Origin of the sequence: [Flexibacter] sp. ATCC 35103, assembly GCF_001975985.1 — a bacterium.
GTDB lineage: Bacteria > Bacteroidota > Bacteroidia > Flavobacteriales > Flavobacteriaceae > Flavobacterium.
Window position 1 is genome coordinate 464,095 of the sequence record NZ_MTQF01000004.1, and the last position, 16,389, is coordinate 480,483.

Genomic DNA, 16,389 nt, shown 5'->3' on the forward strand with positions numbered 1-16,389 from the left:
TTTAATACTAAAATCATGAAAAAGAAATTTCTTCTCTATACACTACTTTTTACTAGTCTCGCTATATTCAATTCCTGTCAGGACGAATTAGAACTAACCTCTGATAGTGTCATCACATCTGATAGTTTTTGGAAAACTGAAGATGATGCCAAAGCTGGCGTAAACGGAATGTATGTAAACTTTAGAATTCAGACACAACAAAATTATTACTTGTTGGGCGGAGCCAGAAGTGCCGAAATAACGGCTGGTGTTCAATCACCATTAACGTTAGCTAATTATTATAATAACCTGCTTACGCCACAGAATATCGACGTAGACTGGGCTGGATTATATACCGTAATACATTCTGCAAACTTAGTTTTAAAATATGTGCCGCAAATTACCTTTAGTCCAACAACGGTAAACGAACAAAAACGATATATGGCACAAGCGTATTCTATGCGTGCTTTATGTTATTTTATCATGGCACGTTCTTGGGGAGGTGTTCCAATTGTTACAGATCCTACAGAAAATGCCAATCAGTCACAATACATAATTCCGCGTAATACGATCGAAGAAACATTTGCTTTCATCAAAAAAGATATTGATGCTGCAATTGCAAACTTTCCGGATGCATCAAATAATAAAACGCAATTATCACTTCCTTCAATTTATGCTTTAAAAGCCGATGTAAATTTATGGACAGCAAAACAATTAGGCGGAGGAACAACAGATTTAAATACTGCTTTGACTGCTATTGATGCAATAGGAACTCCAACTTTATTACCTAACTTTAAAGATGTTTTTGCTTATGACAAAAAAGCAAATGCTGAGGTAGTTTTTGCCGTACGTTATTCTCTTGCTGATTTACCATCGAATTTAGCAGACAACTGGAATCAGTTTATGTTTGTGGGACCAAGTGATTTTGCACCATTAACCTCTGCAACCGCAACTGCAACTTTTGGAACATTAGGAACAGGTGCTGGTAATGCCGGAATCTCAAGAGTTCAGCCTGATATTACACGATTTAACTTTGCAACTACAGATAGCAGAAAAGCAGCTACTTATTTAACTTTATACAACGGAGCAGTTCCTGTAGTTACAGGTTTAGTAAAATATAACGGAACTGTAGACGGAACATTAAGACGCTTTGTAAGTGACATTATCATTTACCGTTGGGCAGATATTTTATTGATGAAAGCAGAAATTAAAAATGCTTTAGGACAAGATCCAAGTACAGAAATGAACCTTGTAATGAAAAGAGCAGATCCTTCGGCTTCGTTCATCAATGATTCTCCTGCAAACAATGATAATGTGATTTTGAATGAACGATTAAAAGAATTGGCTTTTGAAGGAAAAGCGTGGTGGGATTTAGTTCGTTTTAATAAAACAAGTTTAGTTCCGTCAATGACAGCGAGCAAAGAAGTTTTGTTTCCGATTTCTCAAAACACGATCAACTTTAATCCAAAAATTGTTCAAAATCCGCTTAGCAAATAAGTTTAAAATTATAGTTTAAAATTAGGCTGAGAATCTAAAAATTCTCAGTCTAATTTAACAAAATACACAAAACAACAAAAAAACATACTCATGAAAATTGAACATTTACAAGGTCTTATTTCTGCTCCCTTTACTCCTTTTGACAGCAACGGAAAATTAGATGTAAGCTTGATTGCCCCTTATTATACATTTCTAAAAAGAAACGGAATTACCGGAGCTTTTATTAACGGATCAACTGGCGAAGGAGTTTCTATTACCTTAGAAGAGAAAAAAGCCGTAGCACAAGCCTGGGCAGATTGTTCGAACCACGATGCCGATTTTAAAGTAATGGTTTTCCTTGGCGGAACTTGCCTTTCAGATTGTATCGATTTGGCTCAACATGCTTACGAAATTGGTTTATACGCTGTTTCACTAACCGGAGCTTTTTACTTCAAACCAAATAATGTTGATACACTTGCCGAAATCTGTATTAAAGTGGGAGAAAGCGTTCCAAATATGCCGTTTTATTACTACCACATTCCGGTGTTAACAGGGGTAAACGTTGCCATGTATGATTTAGTGAGAGCATTAGACGGAAAACTTCCAAATTTTGCCGGAGTGAAATATACACACGAAGATTTTATGGATTTTCAAAGTTGTATGAGCTACGAAAATGGAAAATTTGATATGCTTTGGGGACGTGACGAAAACATGTTATCAGCCTTAGTTCTTGGTGCGAAAGGTGCTGTAGGAAGTACGTTTAACTATGCTGCTCCATTATATTATGATTTAATTGATGCTTTCAATAATAATGATTTGGTAAAAGCGCGTCAGCTTCAGCAAAAATCAATTGATATGATTCGTTTCTTAGGTAAATACGGCGGAATCTCTGTTGGAAAAGCGTATATGAAATTGGTCGGTCATGATTTAGGAGAATTTAGATTACCGGTTAAAAACATGAGCGCAGAGCAATTTGAATTATTCAAAAAAGATGTCGCAGGTTTAGATTTCGATACTTTTAAATCCAAATAAATCCGTTCGTTTTCTCTAAAACAAACCCTATGAATACGTCTTTTTCTTCCTTAATCCTTACTATTTTAATTATGTCTACAACAGTTGGTTTTTCGCAAAAAACAAAGATTACAAATGTCGAATGGAAAAAAGCAGCACAATTGCAAAATACTGACGGAAGTCTTTCTTTAGGCTTTGCAGGTCCAATAAACGGAATTAGCAATAATGTTTTGATTGTTGCCGGAGGAGCTAATTTTCCCGATAAAATGCCTTGGGAAGGAGGAAAAAAACATTATTCGAATGAAATTCATGTTTTAGAAAAAGCAGCCGACGATTTTAATTGGAACACAAAAGCAATACATACATTACCGGAACCAATCGCATATCCCGGAAATGTAACCACAAATTCAGGAATCGTTTACGTAGGCGGAGAAAATGAAAACGGACTTTCGAATAAAGCTTATCTCTTAAATTGGAATGCTGATAAAAATGAAATCGAAACAAAATCATTACCCGATTTCCCAATAGCGATTACCAATATTGCACTTACACATTTAGATAATATAGTGTATGCTATTGGCGGAGACGAAGCAAAACAATCATCAGATTTAGTTTTTAGTCTTGATTTGAATGCCGAAAAACCAGAATGGAAATTGTTGACGAAATTGCCTTTCGCTTTAGCGAATTCAGTTTCGATAATTCAAAATGAAAAGATTTATGTTATTGGAGGAAGAACTAAAACGTCAACAGCAATTAGCGATTTGCACAACACAACTTTAGCTTTCGATCTAAAAAAACAAACCTGGGAAACCAAAGCCAATATCTCTGACGGAAAACAAACTACCAACTTTTCTGCCGGCGCCGGAATTGCCATTGGTACTGAATATATTTTAATTCTGGGTGGAGATAACGGCACTACTTTTCATAAAATCGAAACCTATATATCTCAAATTGCAAGCGCTACTTCTGAAGAAGAAAAAGCAAAACTTATCGCCGAAAAAAACATATTAAATACAACACACAAAGGTTTTTACAACGAAATTTTACTATACAACACACACACCAATAAATGGTCAAAAATTGGCGAATTGCCTTTTCTTGCTCATGTTACAACAACCGCAACGATTTGGAATGATAAAATCGTTTTATCGAATGGAGAAATAAAACCCGGAATCCGTACTCCTGACGTAATGTTGGGAACTATTAAATAATTAATTCAACCGTTTACTAAACCTGACAGGTTTTAAAAACCTGTCAGGTTTAACAAAAATCAAAATAAATCTGTTTCAATCCGCGTTGATCTGCGTGCAAAAATTAGACACAGAGAAAAAAATAAGACTTAACCTAAAAGACCTAACAGGTTTTAAAAACCTGTTAGGTCTGACAAGAATCAAAATATGAAAAACTCTAAATATTATCCTTGGTTAGTCGTTGCGTTACTCTGGATTGTAGCGTTGCTCAACTATATGGACAGACAAATGCTGGCGACCATGAGACCATCAATGGAAGCCGACATTCCGGAATTGGTTTCGGGCGAAAACTTCGGACGTTTAATGGCCATTTTCCTTTGGATTTATGCTTTAATGAGCCCTGTTTCCGGTATCATAGCCGACAAATTAAACCGAAAATGGTTGATTATCGGTAGTTTATTTGTTTGGTCAGCCGTAACTTATGCAATGGGATATGCCACAACATTCAGCCAAATTTACTGGTTAAGAGCCGTTATGGGCGTGAGTGAAGCTTTGTATATTCCGGCTGGATTATCTTTAATCGCCGATTATCATCAGCAAAAAACAAGATCACTTGCAATTGGTATTCACATGACCGGACTTTATGTAGGATCTGCTTTAGGAGGTTTTGGCGCTACAATTGCCGCAAGATTTTCATGGCATACAACCTTTCATCATTTTGGTATTGTGGGAATTGTATATTCGATCGTTTTGGTTTTCTTTTTATACGAGAAAAAAGTATCAACCAAAGTGTTTGATCCTGAGTTTAATAAAACCCACGAAAAAGATTCCCTTTTCAAAGGCCTCGCGTTATTATTTACCAATATTTCATTTTGGGTGATTTTATTTTATTTCGCCATAATCAGTTTACCGGGTTGGGCAACAAAAAACTGGCTTCCTACCCTATTTTCAGATAATCTGAATATTTCAATGGATCAAGCCGGGCCTATAGCCACAATTACAATTTCAGTTTCGTCTTTAATAGGTGTTATTTTCGGAGGAATTTTATCCGACAAATGGGTTCAGAAAAATATTAAAGGAAGAGTTTACACCAGCGCCATTGGACTGAGTTTAACCATTCCTGCCTTAATGTTGATTGGTTTTGGACATTCCTTATTTCACGTCGTTGGAGCTGTTTTATGTTTTGGTATCGGCTACGGAATGTTCGATGCGAATAATATGCCTATCATTTGTCAGTTTGTTTCATCAAAACATCGGGCAACCGCTTATGGCGTCCTCAATATGACAGGAGTTGGCTGTGGAGCGTTGGTTACATCATTACTCGGAAAATCAGCAGATTCAGGAACTTTAGGTTTTGGTTTTGCTTTAATGGCCGGAGTTGTGTTGCTTGCTTTACTGGTTCAAATTAGTTTCCTGCGTCCTAAAGTCAATGATTTTGCCGACGCGTAGGATATAAAGTTCATTCCCCTTTTTACAATTTAAGAGTTAGTTGTTTTTTGGTTTTTTTATAAGCCCGGGCGGAGCTATGCGTTCTGCCCAGCTTATAATTGCCACATTTTTAATAATAGTTCTAAGAAAAATGAGAACAAAAAGTCAAAATATTCATATTATAATCCTACTCTTTTCAATGGTTTTAAATCTTGAAACGAGAGCACAAACTGCAATAAAAATAGCTTGTATTGGAGATTCTGTTACTGCTGGATATCTTTTGAATAATCCTTCAACAGAATCATATCCTTCGCAGCTTCAACTTTTGATGGGAAATCAATATGAAATCAAAAATTTTGGACACAGCGGGGCAACGCTTTTAAAAAAAGGAAGTACGCCATATTTTAAAACTGAAAAATGTGCCGAAGCAATCGCTTATCGTCCGGATATTGCAATTATTCATTTAGGATTAAATGATACAGATCCAAGAAACTGGCCCAATTATAAAGAGGATTTTGATGCCGATTATTCCTGGCTGATCGATACTTTAAAAACACAAAATCCGAAAGTAAAAATTTTCATTTGCCGAATGACGCCGATATTCAACGAACATCCGCGTTTTAAATCGGGAACACGTGATTGGTTTTGGCAAATTCAGGAACATATTCAAGCAATTGCAAAAGCGAATAATGTGGATTTAATTGATCTTCACGAAAAATTATACAATCGCCCTGATCTTTTTCCGGATGCTTTACATCCCATAAAAGAAGGCGCAACAATTCTCGCACAAACCGTTTACAGCAACATTACACAAGATTTTGGCGGATTAAAATTGTCTCCCGTTTTTAGTGATAATATGGTATTGCAAAGAAACCAGCCCATTGTAATTTACGGAACTGCAAATGGCGGAGACAAAATCGAAGTCACTTTTAATAATAAAAAAGAAATTGTCACCACAAACGAATTCGGAAAATGGAAAGCAATTTTTCCAGCAATGAAATCCGGTGGAACACATCAAATTACAATATCATCAAAAGAAAAAAATATCGTTCTAAAAAATATTCTGATTGGAGATGTCTGGTTTTGTTCCGGACAATCGAATATGGCATTTCCGCTTTATAAATCAGAAAACGGAATGGCTGAGGTCAAAAACGCGATCAAAAACACCAATCTTCGATTATTCAATTTTGAAGCCATTGCCGAAACCGATGAAAAAGCCTGGGATTCTATCACTTTAGAAAAAACAAATCGTTTAGAATTCTTCTCCGGAAAATGGAAGATCAGTGATTCTATAAGTGCCAAGGATTTTTCAGCCATAGCCTATTACTTTGGAGAAAATATAATACAGGAAGAAAATATTCCGATTGGTTTAATACAAGTTGCCGTTGGCGGATCTCCCATAGAATCCTGGATTGACAGATATACTTTAGAACATGATGATAAAGTTGTTGATGTATTGACCAATTGGCGAAAATCTGATTTTATGATGCCATGGGTAAGATCGCGCGCCGATGAAAATTTAAAAAATGCCAAAAATCCAAAACAACGACATCCGTACGGACCAAGTTATAATTATGAAGCCGGAGTAACCCATTTTACCGATTTCCCTATAAAAGGAATTATTTGGTATCAGGGCGAAAGTAACGCACATAACATCGAATTATACGAACATTTAATGCCTGTTTTGGTTAGAAACTGGCGTAAAGCTTGGGCAAGTTCCCTACCCTTTTATTATGTTCAATTGTCAGCAACAGATCGTCCAGCCTGGCCGTCCTTTAGAGATGCACAAACCAAAATTCAGAAAAATATCGCCAATAGCGGCATGGCAATTAGTATGGATTATGGTGATGCTACAAATGTTCATCCTATTCAAAAAAAGCAGGTTGGAGATCGTCTGGCGCTTTTAGCTTTAAAATATACTTACGGAAAAAATGTAATCGCAAACGGACCATCAGCGATAAAAGCAATAAAAAAAGGAGATGAAATTATCGTTTCTTTTTCAAACGCCAAATCATTATTAACAGCCAACAAAAAAGAATTAACAGGTTTTGAATTGGTAACCGAAAAAGGAATCCGAATCGAAAGTAAGGGTAGAATTTTAAACGATGAGGTTATATTAAAAATTCCCAAAGACGAGAAAATAAAAAAAGTTTTATACGCCTGGAAACCCTATACAACAGCAAATTTGGTTAATGAAGCAAATTTGCCGTGTTCGACTTTTCAAATGGATTTAGATAGTGAAAGAGGAAAGATGTGAGAAGAAAGATGTGAGAGGAAAGAGGAAAGAGGAAAGAGGAAAGAGGAAAGAAGCAAGATGTGGGAAGAAATAAAATCTGTTTAAATCTGCGTGATCTGCGTGCAAAAAATAAGCACGGGTTAAAATCATAATAATCTTTTTAATCTGTGGCAAAAAAATAAAAAATCAACACTTAGTAAATACAAAAACTAAGTCAAAATCATATATAAAATGAGTTATTCAAATACTGATCTAATACAACTAAAAGATTTTTATCAGCATCAATTATTACAGGATACCGTGCCTTTTTGGTTTCCACAATCTATAGACACCATTCACGGCGGTTATTTATTAATGCGTGATCAAAATGGTACTTTAATCGATGATGATAAATCGGTTTGGTTTCAGGGCCGAACTGCGTGGTTATTATCAACACTTTATAACACAATTGAACCTAAACAAGAATGGCTGGACGGTGCAAAATCCGGAATCGATTTCCTGAACCAACATTGTTTTGATACGGATGGAAGAATGTTTTTTCATGTAACGCGCGAAGGAAACCCAATTCGCAAACGACGTTATTATTTCTCTGAAACCTTTGCTGTGATTGCGATGAGTGCTTATGCAAAAGCGAGCGGTGATGAAGTTGTGGCAGAGCAGGCACGTTATTTATTTGGAGAATGCATCAAATATTCGAGTACTCCGGGATTATTAGAACCAAAATATACAGGAGAACGCCCGTCGAAAGGAATTGGTTCTCCGATGATTATGATCAATACGGCACAACAAATCAGGGAAACCATTGGAGATCCGCGTTGCGATGAATGGATCACGAAGTGGATTGCCGAAATCGAACGTGATTTTGTAAAACACGACATAAAATGTGTCATGGAACAAGTATCTCCAGATGGTGAAATAATCGATCATATTGACGGAAGAACTTTAAATCCCGGTCACGCTATTGAAGGCGCATGGTTCATATTACATGAAGCAAAATATAGAAATAACGATCCTCATTTAATTGAATTGGGCTGTAAAATGCTCGATTATATGTGGGAACGCGGTTGGGACAAAGAACATGGCGGAATTTTATATTTCTGTGATGTATATGGTAAACCAGTTCAGGAATATTGGCAGGACATGAAATTCTGGTGGCCTCACAACGAAGTAATTATTGCAACATTACTGGCATATACCATGACCGGTGACGAAAAATATGCAAAATGGCATAAAATGATTCATGATTATGCATACAGTAAATTCCATGATAAAGAAAACGGAGAATGGTTTGGGTATTTACACAGAGACGGAACTGTGGCGCAAACTGCTAAAGGAAACCTTTATAAAGGTCCATTTCATTTGCCGCGTCAGGAATGGTATTGCACACAAATATTAAACGAATATTTTGAAAAAACAATCAAACATGAAAATCAAAGCCTATAAATAGATGTGCCTTTAGGTACAATTTTAATTCCATATATATTTCTCTGTATTGAAAAAAACAAAAAAAATGCTATTCAATATGCTATTGTAAAATCCAGTATTTCCATCAAGTAATTCGTTACTCAACCTTATGCTTATTAACCAATTTTTTAACCAAATATAAAAACTATGAAAAATTTATTACGCTTATTTTGTTCGTGTTTTATGTGTTTATACTGTACCAGCAGTTTACAAGCACAAAGTGGTAAGGTTTTGAACCTCGATGGAATTTCTACTTTTATGACAGTTCCGGATCATCCTGATTTAAATTTCGGCGCAAGCCAAAATAAAACCATTACGTGCTGGATAAAAACCACAACAGCAACCGGGACACCCAGAATTTTTGCCAAACGAAACGGAGCTACTGGAAATGGTTACGAATTTTGGACGGGAAACGGAACTAATGCCGGAAAATTTGCGCTGAATATGAGCGGAACCGGAACTCCTAATAATATTAGTACCGCAGGATATTCTGCCAATTCTATTGCTGACGGAACCTGGCATCATATCGCTTTAGTCCTTGACGCTTCAAGCAATCGAACGATGTACGGTTATATTGATGGCGTTTTAGCCAATACCGGAAAGACATTTACTTCTGTAACATCCGATTTTTCGAACACTTTAAATTTTGTTATCGGAGCTAGTTCAGATTCCGGAAACAGTTATAAATGGGCAGGTCAAATCGATAACGTTCGCGTTTGGAATAAAGCCATGACTGCACTTGAATTACAAGCTGACATGACTGCAGTTGTCAATGCTCCGGCGACAAATCTTCTGGCAGCGTGGAATTTTGAAAACATAAGCGGCACTTCTGTTCCTGATGTTTCGGGAAATAGTCATTCCGCAACTCTTGTGGGATCGCCAACAACTTCGAATGCTTTCCCGATGGTTCTATCTTTAGATGGCGTAAACGATTATATGTCGGTTGTGAATCATGCTGATTTTAATATAGCGGCGGGTCAAAGTCTTACAATAACCTGCAAAATCAAAACTTCTGATTTTGGCAAACGTATTTTAAGCAAACGTCCCGGAGGCGCAGGGATTGGCTATGAATTTATCAATAATACATCTGCCGGTGGCGGACAATTTGGCGTTAATCTAACTACAAGTGCCGGATCTGCCGGACCTCCGTATGGAACATCAGATATCGCAAATAATATTTGGCATCATTTGTCCATGGTTGTTGATGCTGCATCAACAAGCTGTAAAATTTATGTTGACGGCATTTTACAACAAACCAAAACGACAACCAACATTGGCGGAACCAATACGGTTGCAAATACCGGAGATTTATTATTTGGAACACTGAGCAATTTTGCATCATATATGAATGCGCAATTAGATGATATTCGTTTTTGGAATAAAGCCATGACTGCCGCAGAAATCGTAACCGATAAAACGGCCATTGTCAACGGGCCACAAACCAATTTAATCGCTGCCTGGGATTTCGAAAATATTAGCGGTACAACCGTTCCTGATATTTCAGGAAACAATCATCCGGGAACTTTAAATAACGGAGCGATGGTAATTGCGCAAACCAACGAAATGCAGATTAACTCGGTCTCATTGGTTCAAACCGAATTGCCAACCGGAATTGGAGATCTAAACCAACGTATAATTGCGGTAAAAGCTGCTGTAAGTGGTACAATAAATCCGCTTACGGTGAGTGCCTTAAAATTTACGATGGCAGGAACTACTAATATTTCTGATGTTACAAATATCAAAGTTTACTCAAGCGGAAATACTGCAATTTTCAATCCTGTTACAGCAACCTTATTTGGAAATGTTGCTCCGTCAAGCGGAAATCTTATTGTAAACGGATCAAAAGTATTAGTAAACGGAGACAATTATTTTTGGATTACGTATGATGTTTCGGCGACAGCCACAGAAGGAAATTTATTAGATGCAACCTGCGAATCGATCGTCGCAAACAGCATTACGTATAATACAACATCAAATACCGTTTCAGGAAACCGTGTTGTTTTATTAGCGAATACATTATTGTTCACGCCCGGAGATGCAGGTTCTGCGAGTTACCGTATTCCTGCAATTATTACTGCTGCCGATGGCTCATTGGTAACGGTTACGGATAAAAGATGGAATGGCGCCGGAGATTTGGCTGCAAAAATAGATCCTGTAGTTCGTCGTAGCACAGATAACGGAAAAACATGGTCAGCACCTGTAACCATTGCTAATTTTGGAGCTTCAACCGGAGCAGGCGATGCAGCTTTGGTTCTAGATAAAACTACGGGTGAATTATTGTGTTTGGTTTCCGCTGAGAAAGGCTTTTTTGCTTCTACAAATGCAGCTCCAGCCAAAGTATTGGTAATTCATAGTACAGATAATGGCGTAACATGGGGAACTCCCATTGATATTACAAGTCAAATTTATGGACCAAACCCAGGCTGGAAAGGCTTATTTGTAGCTTCAGGAAGAGCACATCAATTGCGTGATGGAAAAATTGTTGCCGCAATTGCTGTACGCGAAAATGTTTCAGGAACAGAACGTATAAGCAATTACATGATTACAAGTGTTGATCACGGAGTTACCTGGACGGCATCAACCGGAAGAGCAGAAATAGACGGCGATGAAGCGAAAGTTGTAGAGTTAAATAATGGAAATATTATGATGAGTATTCGTAATCCCGGAACACGTCGCTTTAATGTTTCTACAGACAAAGGCGCAACCTGGGGAACGGCTTATAATCAGACGAGTATATCTGACCCAAATTGCGATGGTGATTTTATTCGCTATACTTCTACTCTTGACGGTTATGACAAAAACAGATTATTGCATTCTATTCCGTTTTCAGGAAGCCGAAAAAATGTGAGCGTACAATTAAGTACAGATGAAGGAACAACTTGGGGAGCTCCAAAAACTATTTTTACAGGAGCTTCGGCATATTCAAGTTTAACGATATTGCCAGACGGAACTATAGGTATTTATTATGAAAACGGAGAAAGCTCTACGTATCAAATGTATTTTGTTCGTTTTAGTCTGAATTGGTTAACCAACAGTGCTGATACTTATACAGCTCCATACAGTGCTGTTACCTTTTCTTCAATACCTCAGGATTTGCAATTCTATGCACGAAACAGTAACAATAACGCAACTGTAAAAATTGCAGGAACAACACAAATTCAGAATTTAAATACTATTACAGTCGATTTTTATCGTAATGATACTTTTCTAAAATCAGTAAATCAAAAATTGGATTATACTAACGGAAGCGCTTCATTTGATTTATCCGGAACTATTAAATCAGAATTAGCACAATATAAGATTATTGTAAGCACGATTGATTTGCTTGGAAATAAAAAAGTAATAACAGAAAGAAAAGATTTGGTTGCCGGAGATTCATTCGTGATTATGGGACAATCTAATTCTCATCCTACACGTCCGGGATATACTTTCACCAATCCATTTTTAAGAAGTTACGGTATTCAAACTGGCAACACTAATTACGATACTTACAATACCAGTGATGCAACTCAACAATCATGGGGATTGGCACAAGCGAATCAAACCGGAGCAATAAGTTCTGCGAACCCAACTTATTTTGCAGGGCCTTATATGGTAGGCGTTTGGGGATTAGAGATGATGGATAAACTTTCTGCTGAACTACAAATCCCGATTTGTGTAATTAACGGAGGTGCAGGTTCCAGTACAATCGAGCAAAATATCCCAAGTTCTGCAAACCGTTTAGATTTGTCAACTGTATACGGTCGAACTTTATACAGAGTTCAAAAAGCAGGTCTTCAGAACGATATTAAAGCTGTTTTTTGGCATCAGGGAGAGAAAAATGCAGATGGAACATTTACCAATTATCCAACAAACTTTGAAACGATGTACAACAACTGGAAAGCTGATTATCCGGCTCTTGCAAAAGTATATGTTTTTCAGACCAATCTAAATTCATGCTATGGAGCCGCCAGTGTAAATCAAGCTAAAATGCGCGAATGGCAACGTACTTTGCCACAATTACATAATGATATTACCGTTTTTCCTATGGTAGGAACTCCTGCGATGCAATCCGGGGACGGAAATGAATCTCCTTACTGCCATTACGGATTACAGGGTTATAAAATAATGGGAGAACGCGTTTCGTATGTAGTCGAAAAAGATCTTTATGAGGTATCTTTTACAGAAAATCCGTTGGCTCCAAACATTATAGACGCTTATTTTAGTAAAAGTGACAAAACTCAGATTAAATTAATTTTTGATAATAATAATTTAATTGCCCAAAGTAATGTAGCAAGTTATGCTCTAAAAGACTACTTCTATCTGGATGGTATTTCAGGTAAAATAGCTTCATTATCAATTACCGGGAATACTGTAACTTTAGATTTGGCAACATCAAGTTCTGCTCAAAAAATCTCTTATTTATCTAATAGTATGTATAATGATAATTCGGGCATTTATGCTGGTCCTTATTTAACAAATACAAAAGGTATTGGCGCTCTTACTTTTAATGATTATCCCGTAAGTGCGTATTCAGCACTTTCAACAAAGAAAACATCAGATTCTGATATTGATTCAAAATTTAATGTTTTGACAGAACCAAATCCAACAAGTGATATCTTTAATATTACCATTAATAATGCAAAAGGAAACGTTACAATAAAAATAGTGGATGTTTCAGGGAAAGTAATTCAAAAGACAACACTTAGTAATTCTGAAACGAGCAAAACCTTCTCTTTAGGAAATAAAACAAGTGGGATTTATCTTTTACAAATTAGTGATTCAGAAACAACACTTAGCCGTAAAATAATTAAGAAATAAAATTAAAAAATGAAACAAGCGATTATCAATACGACCGTGCACACTGGTGATGAAATCATTACCAACGGAGTCATTATTATCGAAAATGGAACAATTGTTTCCGTTCAGAAAGAAATTCCAAATGATATTGAAACGATTGATTTAAAAGGAAAACATGTTGCTGCAGGCTTTATCGATATTCAGATCAATGGTGGTGAAAAACTTTATTTCAGTCAGGTTCCTACCGAAGAAACGATTCAGGATATTTATGATGCGAGTTTAAAATACGGAACTACTCATGTACTACCTTGTTTGATTTCGTCCTCGCATGAAACAATCCTTGAGGGAATCGAAGCCGTTCGTAATTACATGAAAAAGCATGATAATGGCGTAATCGGAATGCATTTGGAAGGACCGTTTATGAATCCCTTAAAACGTGGCGCACACAGTATTGATCAGGTTCGTAAACCAACGAATGCAGAGCTTGAAGAAATTATCAGAGTTGGAAAAGATGTTATAAAAGTTATTACTATTGCACCGGAATGTTTCACTGACGAGCAGCTCAATATGCTGCTCGAAAGTGATATTCAAATCTCAATTGGGCATTCGACTGTGACGCACAAAGAAGCGCAGATTTATTTTTCGAAAGGCATAAAACTCGTCACCCATTTATTTAATGCAATGACGCAATTCGGGCATCGTGAACCGGGATTGGTGGGAGCTGTTTTTGAAAACGAAAATGTGTATGCTCCCGTTATTTTAGATGGTGCACATTGCGATTATGCAGCCGCAAAATTAGCTTACAGACTCAAACAGGATAAATTCTTTTTGATTAGCGATGCGACTTTTTTAGGGCGAAAAGTAGCCAACTTTAAATGGGATAATTTTGATGCACATCTTGACAATGGCTTTTATAGAAATGACGATGGCAATCTTGCCGGAGCCACAATCTCGATGTTAGAAGCCGTTCAGAATGCGTATAATCATTTAGGAGTTACCGCAGATGAAGCGATAAAAATGGCAACTTCGCGTGTTGCAAGTGCGATTGGTTTAGAAGATAAATTCGGAAAAATAAAAGCTGGTTTTCCGGCGAGTTTTGTACAGTTTAATGATGATTTATCTGAAATTGAAACGTTGAATTTTTCTAAAACATCAACCTTTATTTCATAAAAGATGAAAGAAAAAATGCTCCCGATTACGGCTAAAATCAAAGAATTTAAAATCATTATTGCCGGAATATTGTTTGCTTTTTTATGGGCTTCTGCTTCAACAGCGACCAAAATTGGGTTACATGCCGCACAGCCTTTTGTGATTTCTATTTTCAGGTTTATAATAGCCGGGAGTATTATGCTTATTGTTTCACATATCGTAATGGCAAAACGCCTTCCTCAAAAAAAAGAATGGGTTCAGATCAGTATTTACGGTTTGTTCAATATTACTTTTTATTTGGGATTGTATGTCATTGCCATGCAAAAAGTATCTGCCGGTTTGGGGAGTCTGGCTGTAGCGACTAATCCTGTTTTTATTGTTTTGATCTCGGCTATTTGGTTATCGCACAAAATCAGATTCAAAAACATTCTTAGTTTGATTCTTTGTTTTACAGGTGTATTTCTGGCGGCTTATCCTTTATTACAAAGCAGTTTTGCAACCCCAGGCGGCATACTTATTTTAGTTACTAGTATGATTGCATATTCAGTAGGAACGATTTATTACTCTAAACAAAACTGGAACGGACTGCATATTCTTACCATAAATGGGTGGCAAACCATTGTTGGGGCTGTGTTTCTGCTTCCGGTTTTATTTTTAACGTATGAATCTGATAAAAATATTTTCGACACCAATTTCTGGTTTTCGACTTCCTGGCTGGCAATTGCGGTTTCTATTGGTGCAGTTCAGTTTTGGCTGTACCTATTAAAAATCAACCCGATCAAAGCTTCGTACTGGCTTTTTTTATGTCCGATTTTCGGATTTATAATAGCCTATTTTATGGTAGACGAACCTCTTACTTTATACACCCTTTTTGGAGTTGTATTTGTTATAATTGGATTGTATGCCACGCTTTCTTCTGATAAAAAATAAAAACATGAACTGAGCATATATTTTCTCTCGAAGATTTCATTTTTAAATCTATTTAATCCTTTAATCTGATCGTTATCGAGAGCAGCTAAAACATTTTTCACGCAGATTTAAAATGATTTAAGCAGATATTCGCAAATTAATTTTAATTAAATCTGCTCACTCGAACGATAGCGAACAGGCAAAGCAATCTGCCAAATCTGTGAGAAACAAATCATTCAATTCTCCATCCTGATAATTGTTGAGAATATGCATTAAAACATCAATAGTAATAAAATAATTTAACCAAATAAAATGAATAAAATGGAAACTGATTTAGACACCAAACCTGATATCAGCTATAAAAGCGCGGGAAAATTTGAAGAGACCAGATTTGAGAAAATCCATAACGAAATCTTCAAAAATTCAGCAGAAGCTTCAGTAATTGTAGCGCAGGAAATCGCGCAATTAATTAGATCTAAACAAGAAAAAGGAAAATCTTGTGTATTGGGTTTAGCAACAGGTTCTTCTCCTATAAAAGTTTATGAGGAATTAGTGAGAATGCACAGAGAAGAAGGCCTTAGTTTTAGCAACGTGATCACTTTCAACCTGGATGAATACTATCCAATGAGCAGGGAAAACAATCAGAGCTATCATTATTTCATGCACCAGCATCTTTTTAACCATATCGACATCAAGCCCGAGAACGTGAATGTTCCCGACGGAACCGTTGCCATTGAAGAATTGAATCAATATTGCATCGATTATGAA

The 16,389-nt window shown here is 36.6% G+C and carries 10 protein-coding genes; all 10 read left to right on the forward strand.

Features of this window, described 5'->3' with window-relative positions; translation table 11 throughout:
• The first annotated feature begins 15 nt into the window (after nt 1-15).
• Nucleotides 16-1,476, forward strand: coding sequence for a RagB/SusD family nutrient uptake outer membrane protein (locus tag BXU01_RS10065; RefSeq protein WP_083693094.1), 1,461 nt, complete (start codon nt 16-18; stop codon nt 1,474-1,476).
• 90 nt (nt 1,477-1,566) lie between these two features.
• Nucleotides 1,567-2,487, forward strand: coding sequence for a dihydrodipicolinate synthase family protein (locus BXU01_RS10070; RefSeq protein ID WP_083693095.1), 921 nt, complete (start codon nt 1,567-1,569; stop codon nt 2,485-2,487).
• Between the two features lie 29 nt (nt 2,488-2,516).
• On the forward strand, nt 2,517-3,677 hold the full coding sequence (locus tag BXU01_RS10075; protein WP_083693096.1) for a galactose oxidase: 1,161 nt from the start codon (nt 2,517-2,519) through the stop codon (nt 3,675-3,677).
• A 186-nt stretch (nt 3,678-3,863) separates the two neighbouring features.
• Complete coding sequence (locus BXU01_RS10080; RefSeq protein WP_083693097.1) at nt 3,864-5,105, forward strand: MFS transporter; 1,242 nt, start codon at nt 3,864-3,866, stop codon at nt 5,103-5,105.
• A 130-nt stretch (nt 5,106-5,235) separates the two neighbouring features.
• Nucleotides 5,236-7,341 (forward strand): GDSL-type esterase/lipase family protein, encoded by a 2,106-nt coding sequence (locus tag BXU01_RS10085; RefSeq protein ID WP_083693291.1) that lies wholly within the window; start codon nt 5,236-5,238, stop codon nt 7,339-7,341.
• Between the two features lie 210 nt (nt 7,342-7,551).
• A complete protein-coding gene (locus BXU01_RS10090; RefSeq protein ID WP_083693098.1) occupies nt 7,552-8,763 on the forward strand; it encodes an AGE family epimerase/isomerase in 1,212 nt (403 codons plus the stop codon).
• 168 nt (nt 8,764-8,931) lie between these two features.
• Nucleotides 8,932-13,584, forward strand: coding sequence for a LamG-like jellyroll fold domain-containing protein (locus tag BXU01_RS10095; RefSeq protein WP_083693099.1), 4,653 nt, complete (start codon nt 8,932-8,934; stop codon nt 13,582-13,584).
• 9 nt (nt 13,585-13,593) lie between these two features.
• Entirely contained in the window at nt 13,594-14,733 is a 1,140-nt protein-coding gene (nagA, locus tag BXU01_RS10100) for an N-acetylglucosamine-6-phosphate deacetylase (RefSeq protein ID WP_083693100.1), read from the forward strand.
• 3 nt (nt 14,734-14,736) lie between these two features.
• Nucleotides 14,737-15,642, forward strand: a complete 906-nt coding sequence (locus BXU01_RS10105) for a DMT family transporter (protein ID WP_206196613.1) — start codon at nt 14,737-14,739, stop codon at nt 15,640-15,642.
• 300 nt (nt 15,643-15,942) lie between these two features.
• Nucleotides 15,943-16,389: 6-phosphogluconolactonase (locus BXU01_RS10110; RefSeq protein WP_206196617.1), on the forward strand; the 447-nt coding region annotated here is incomplete at its 3' end.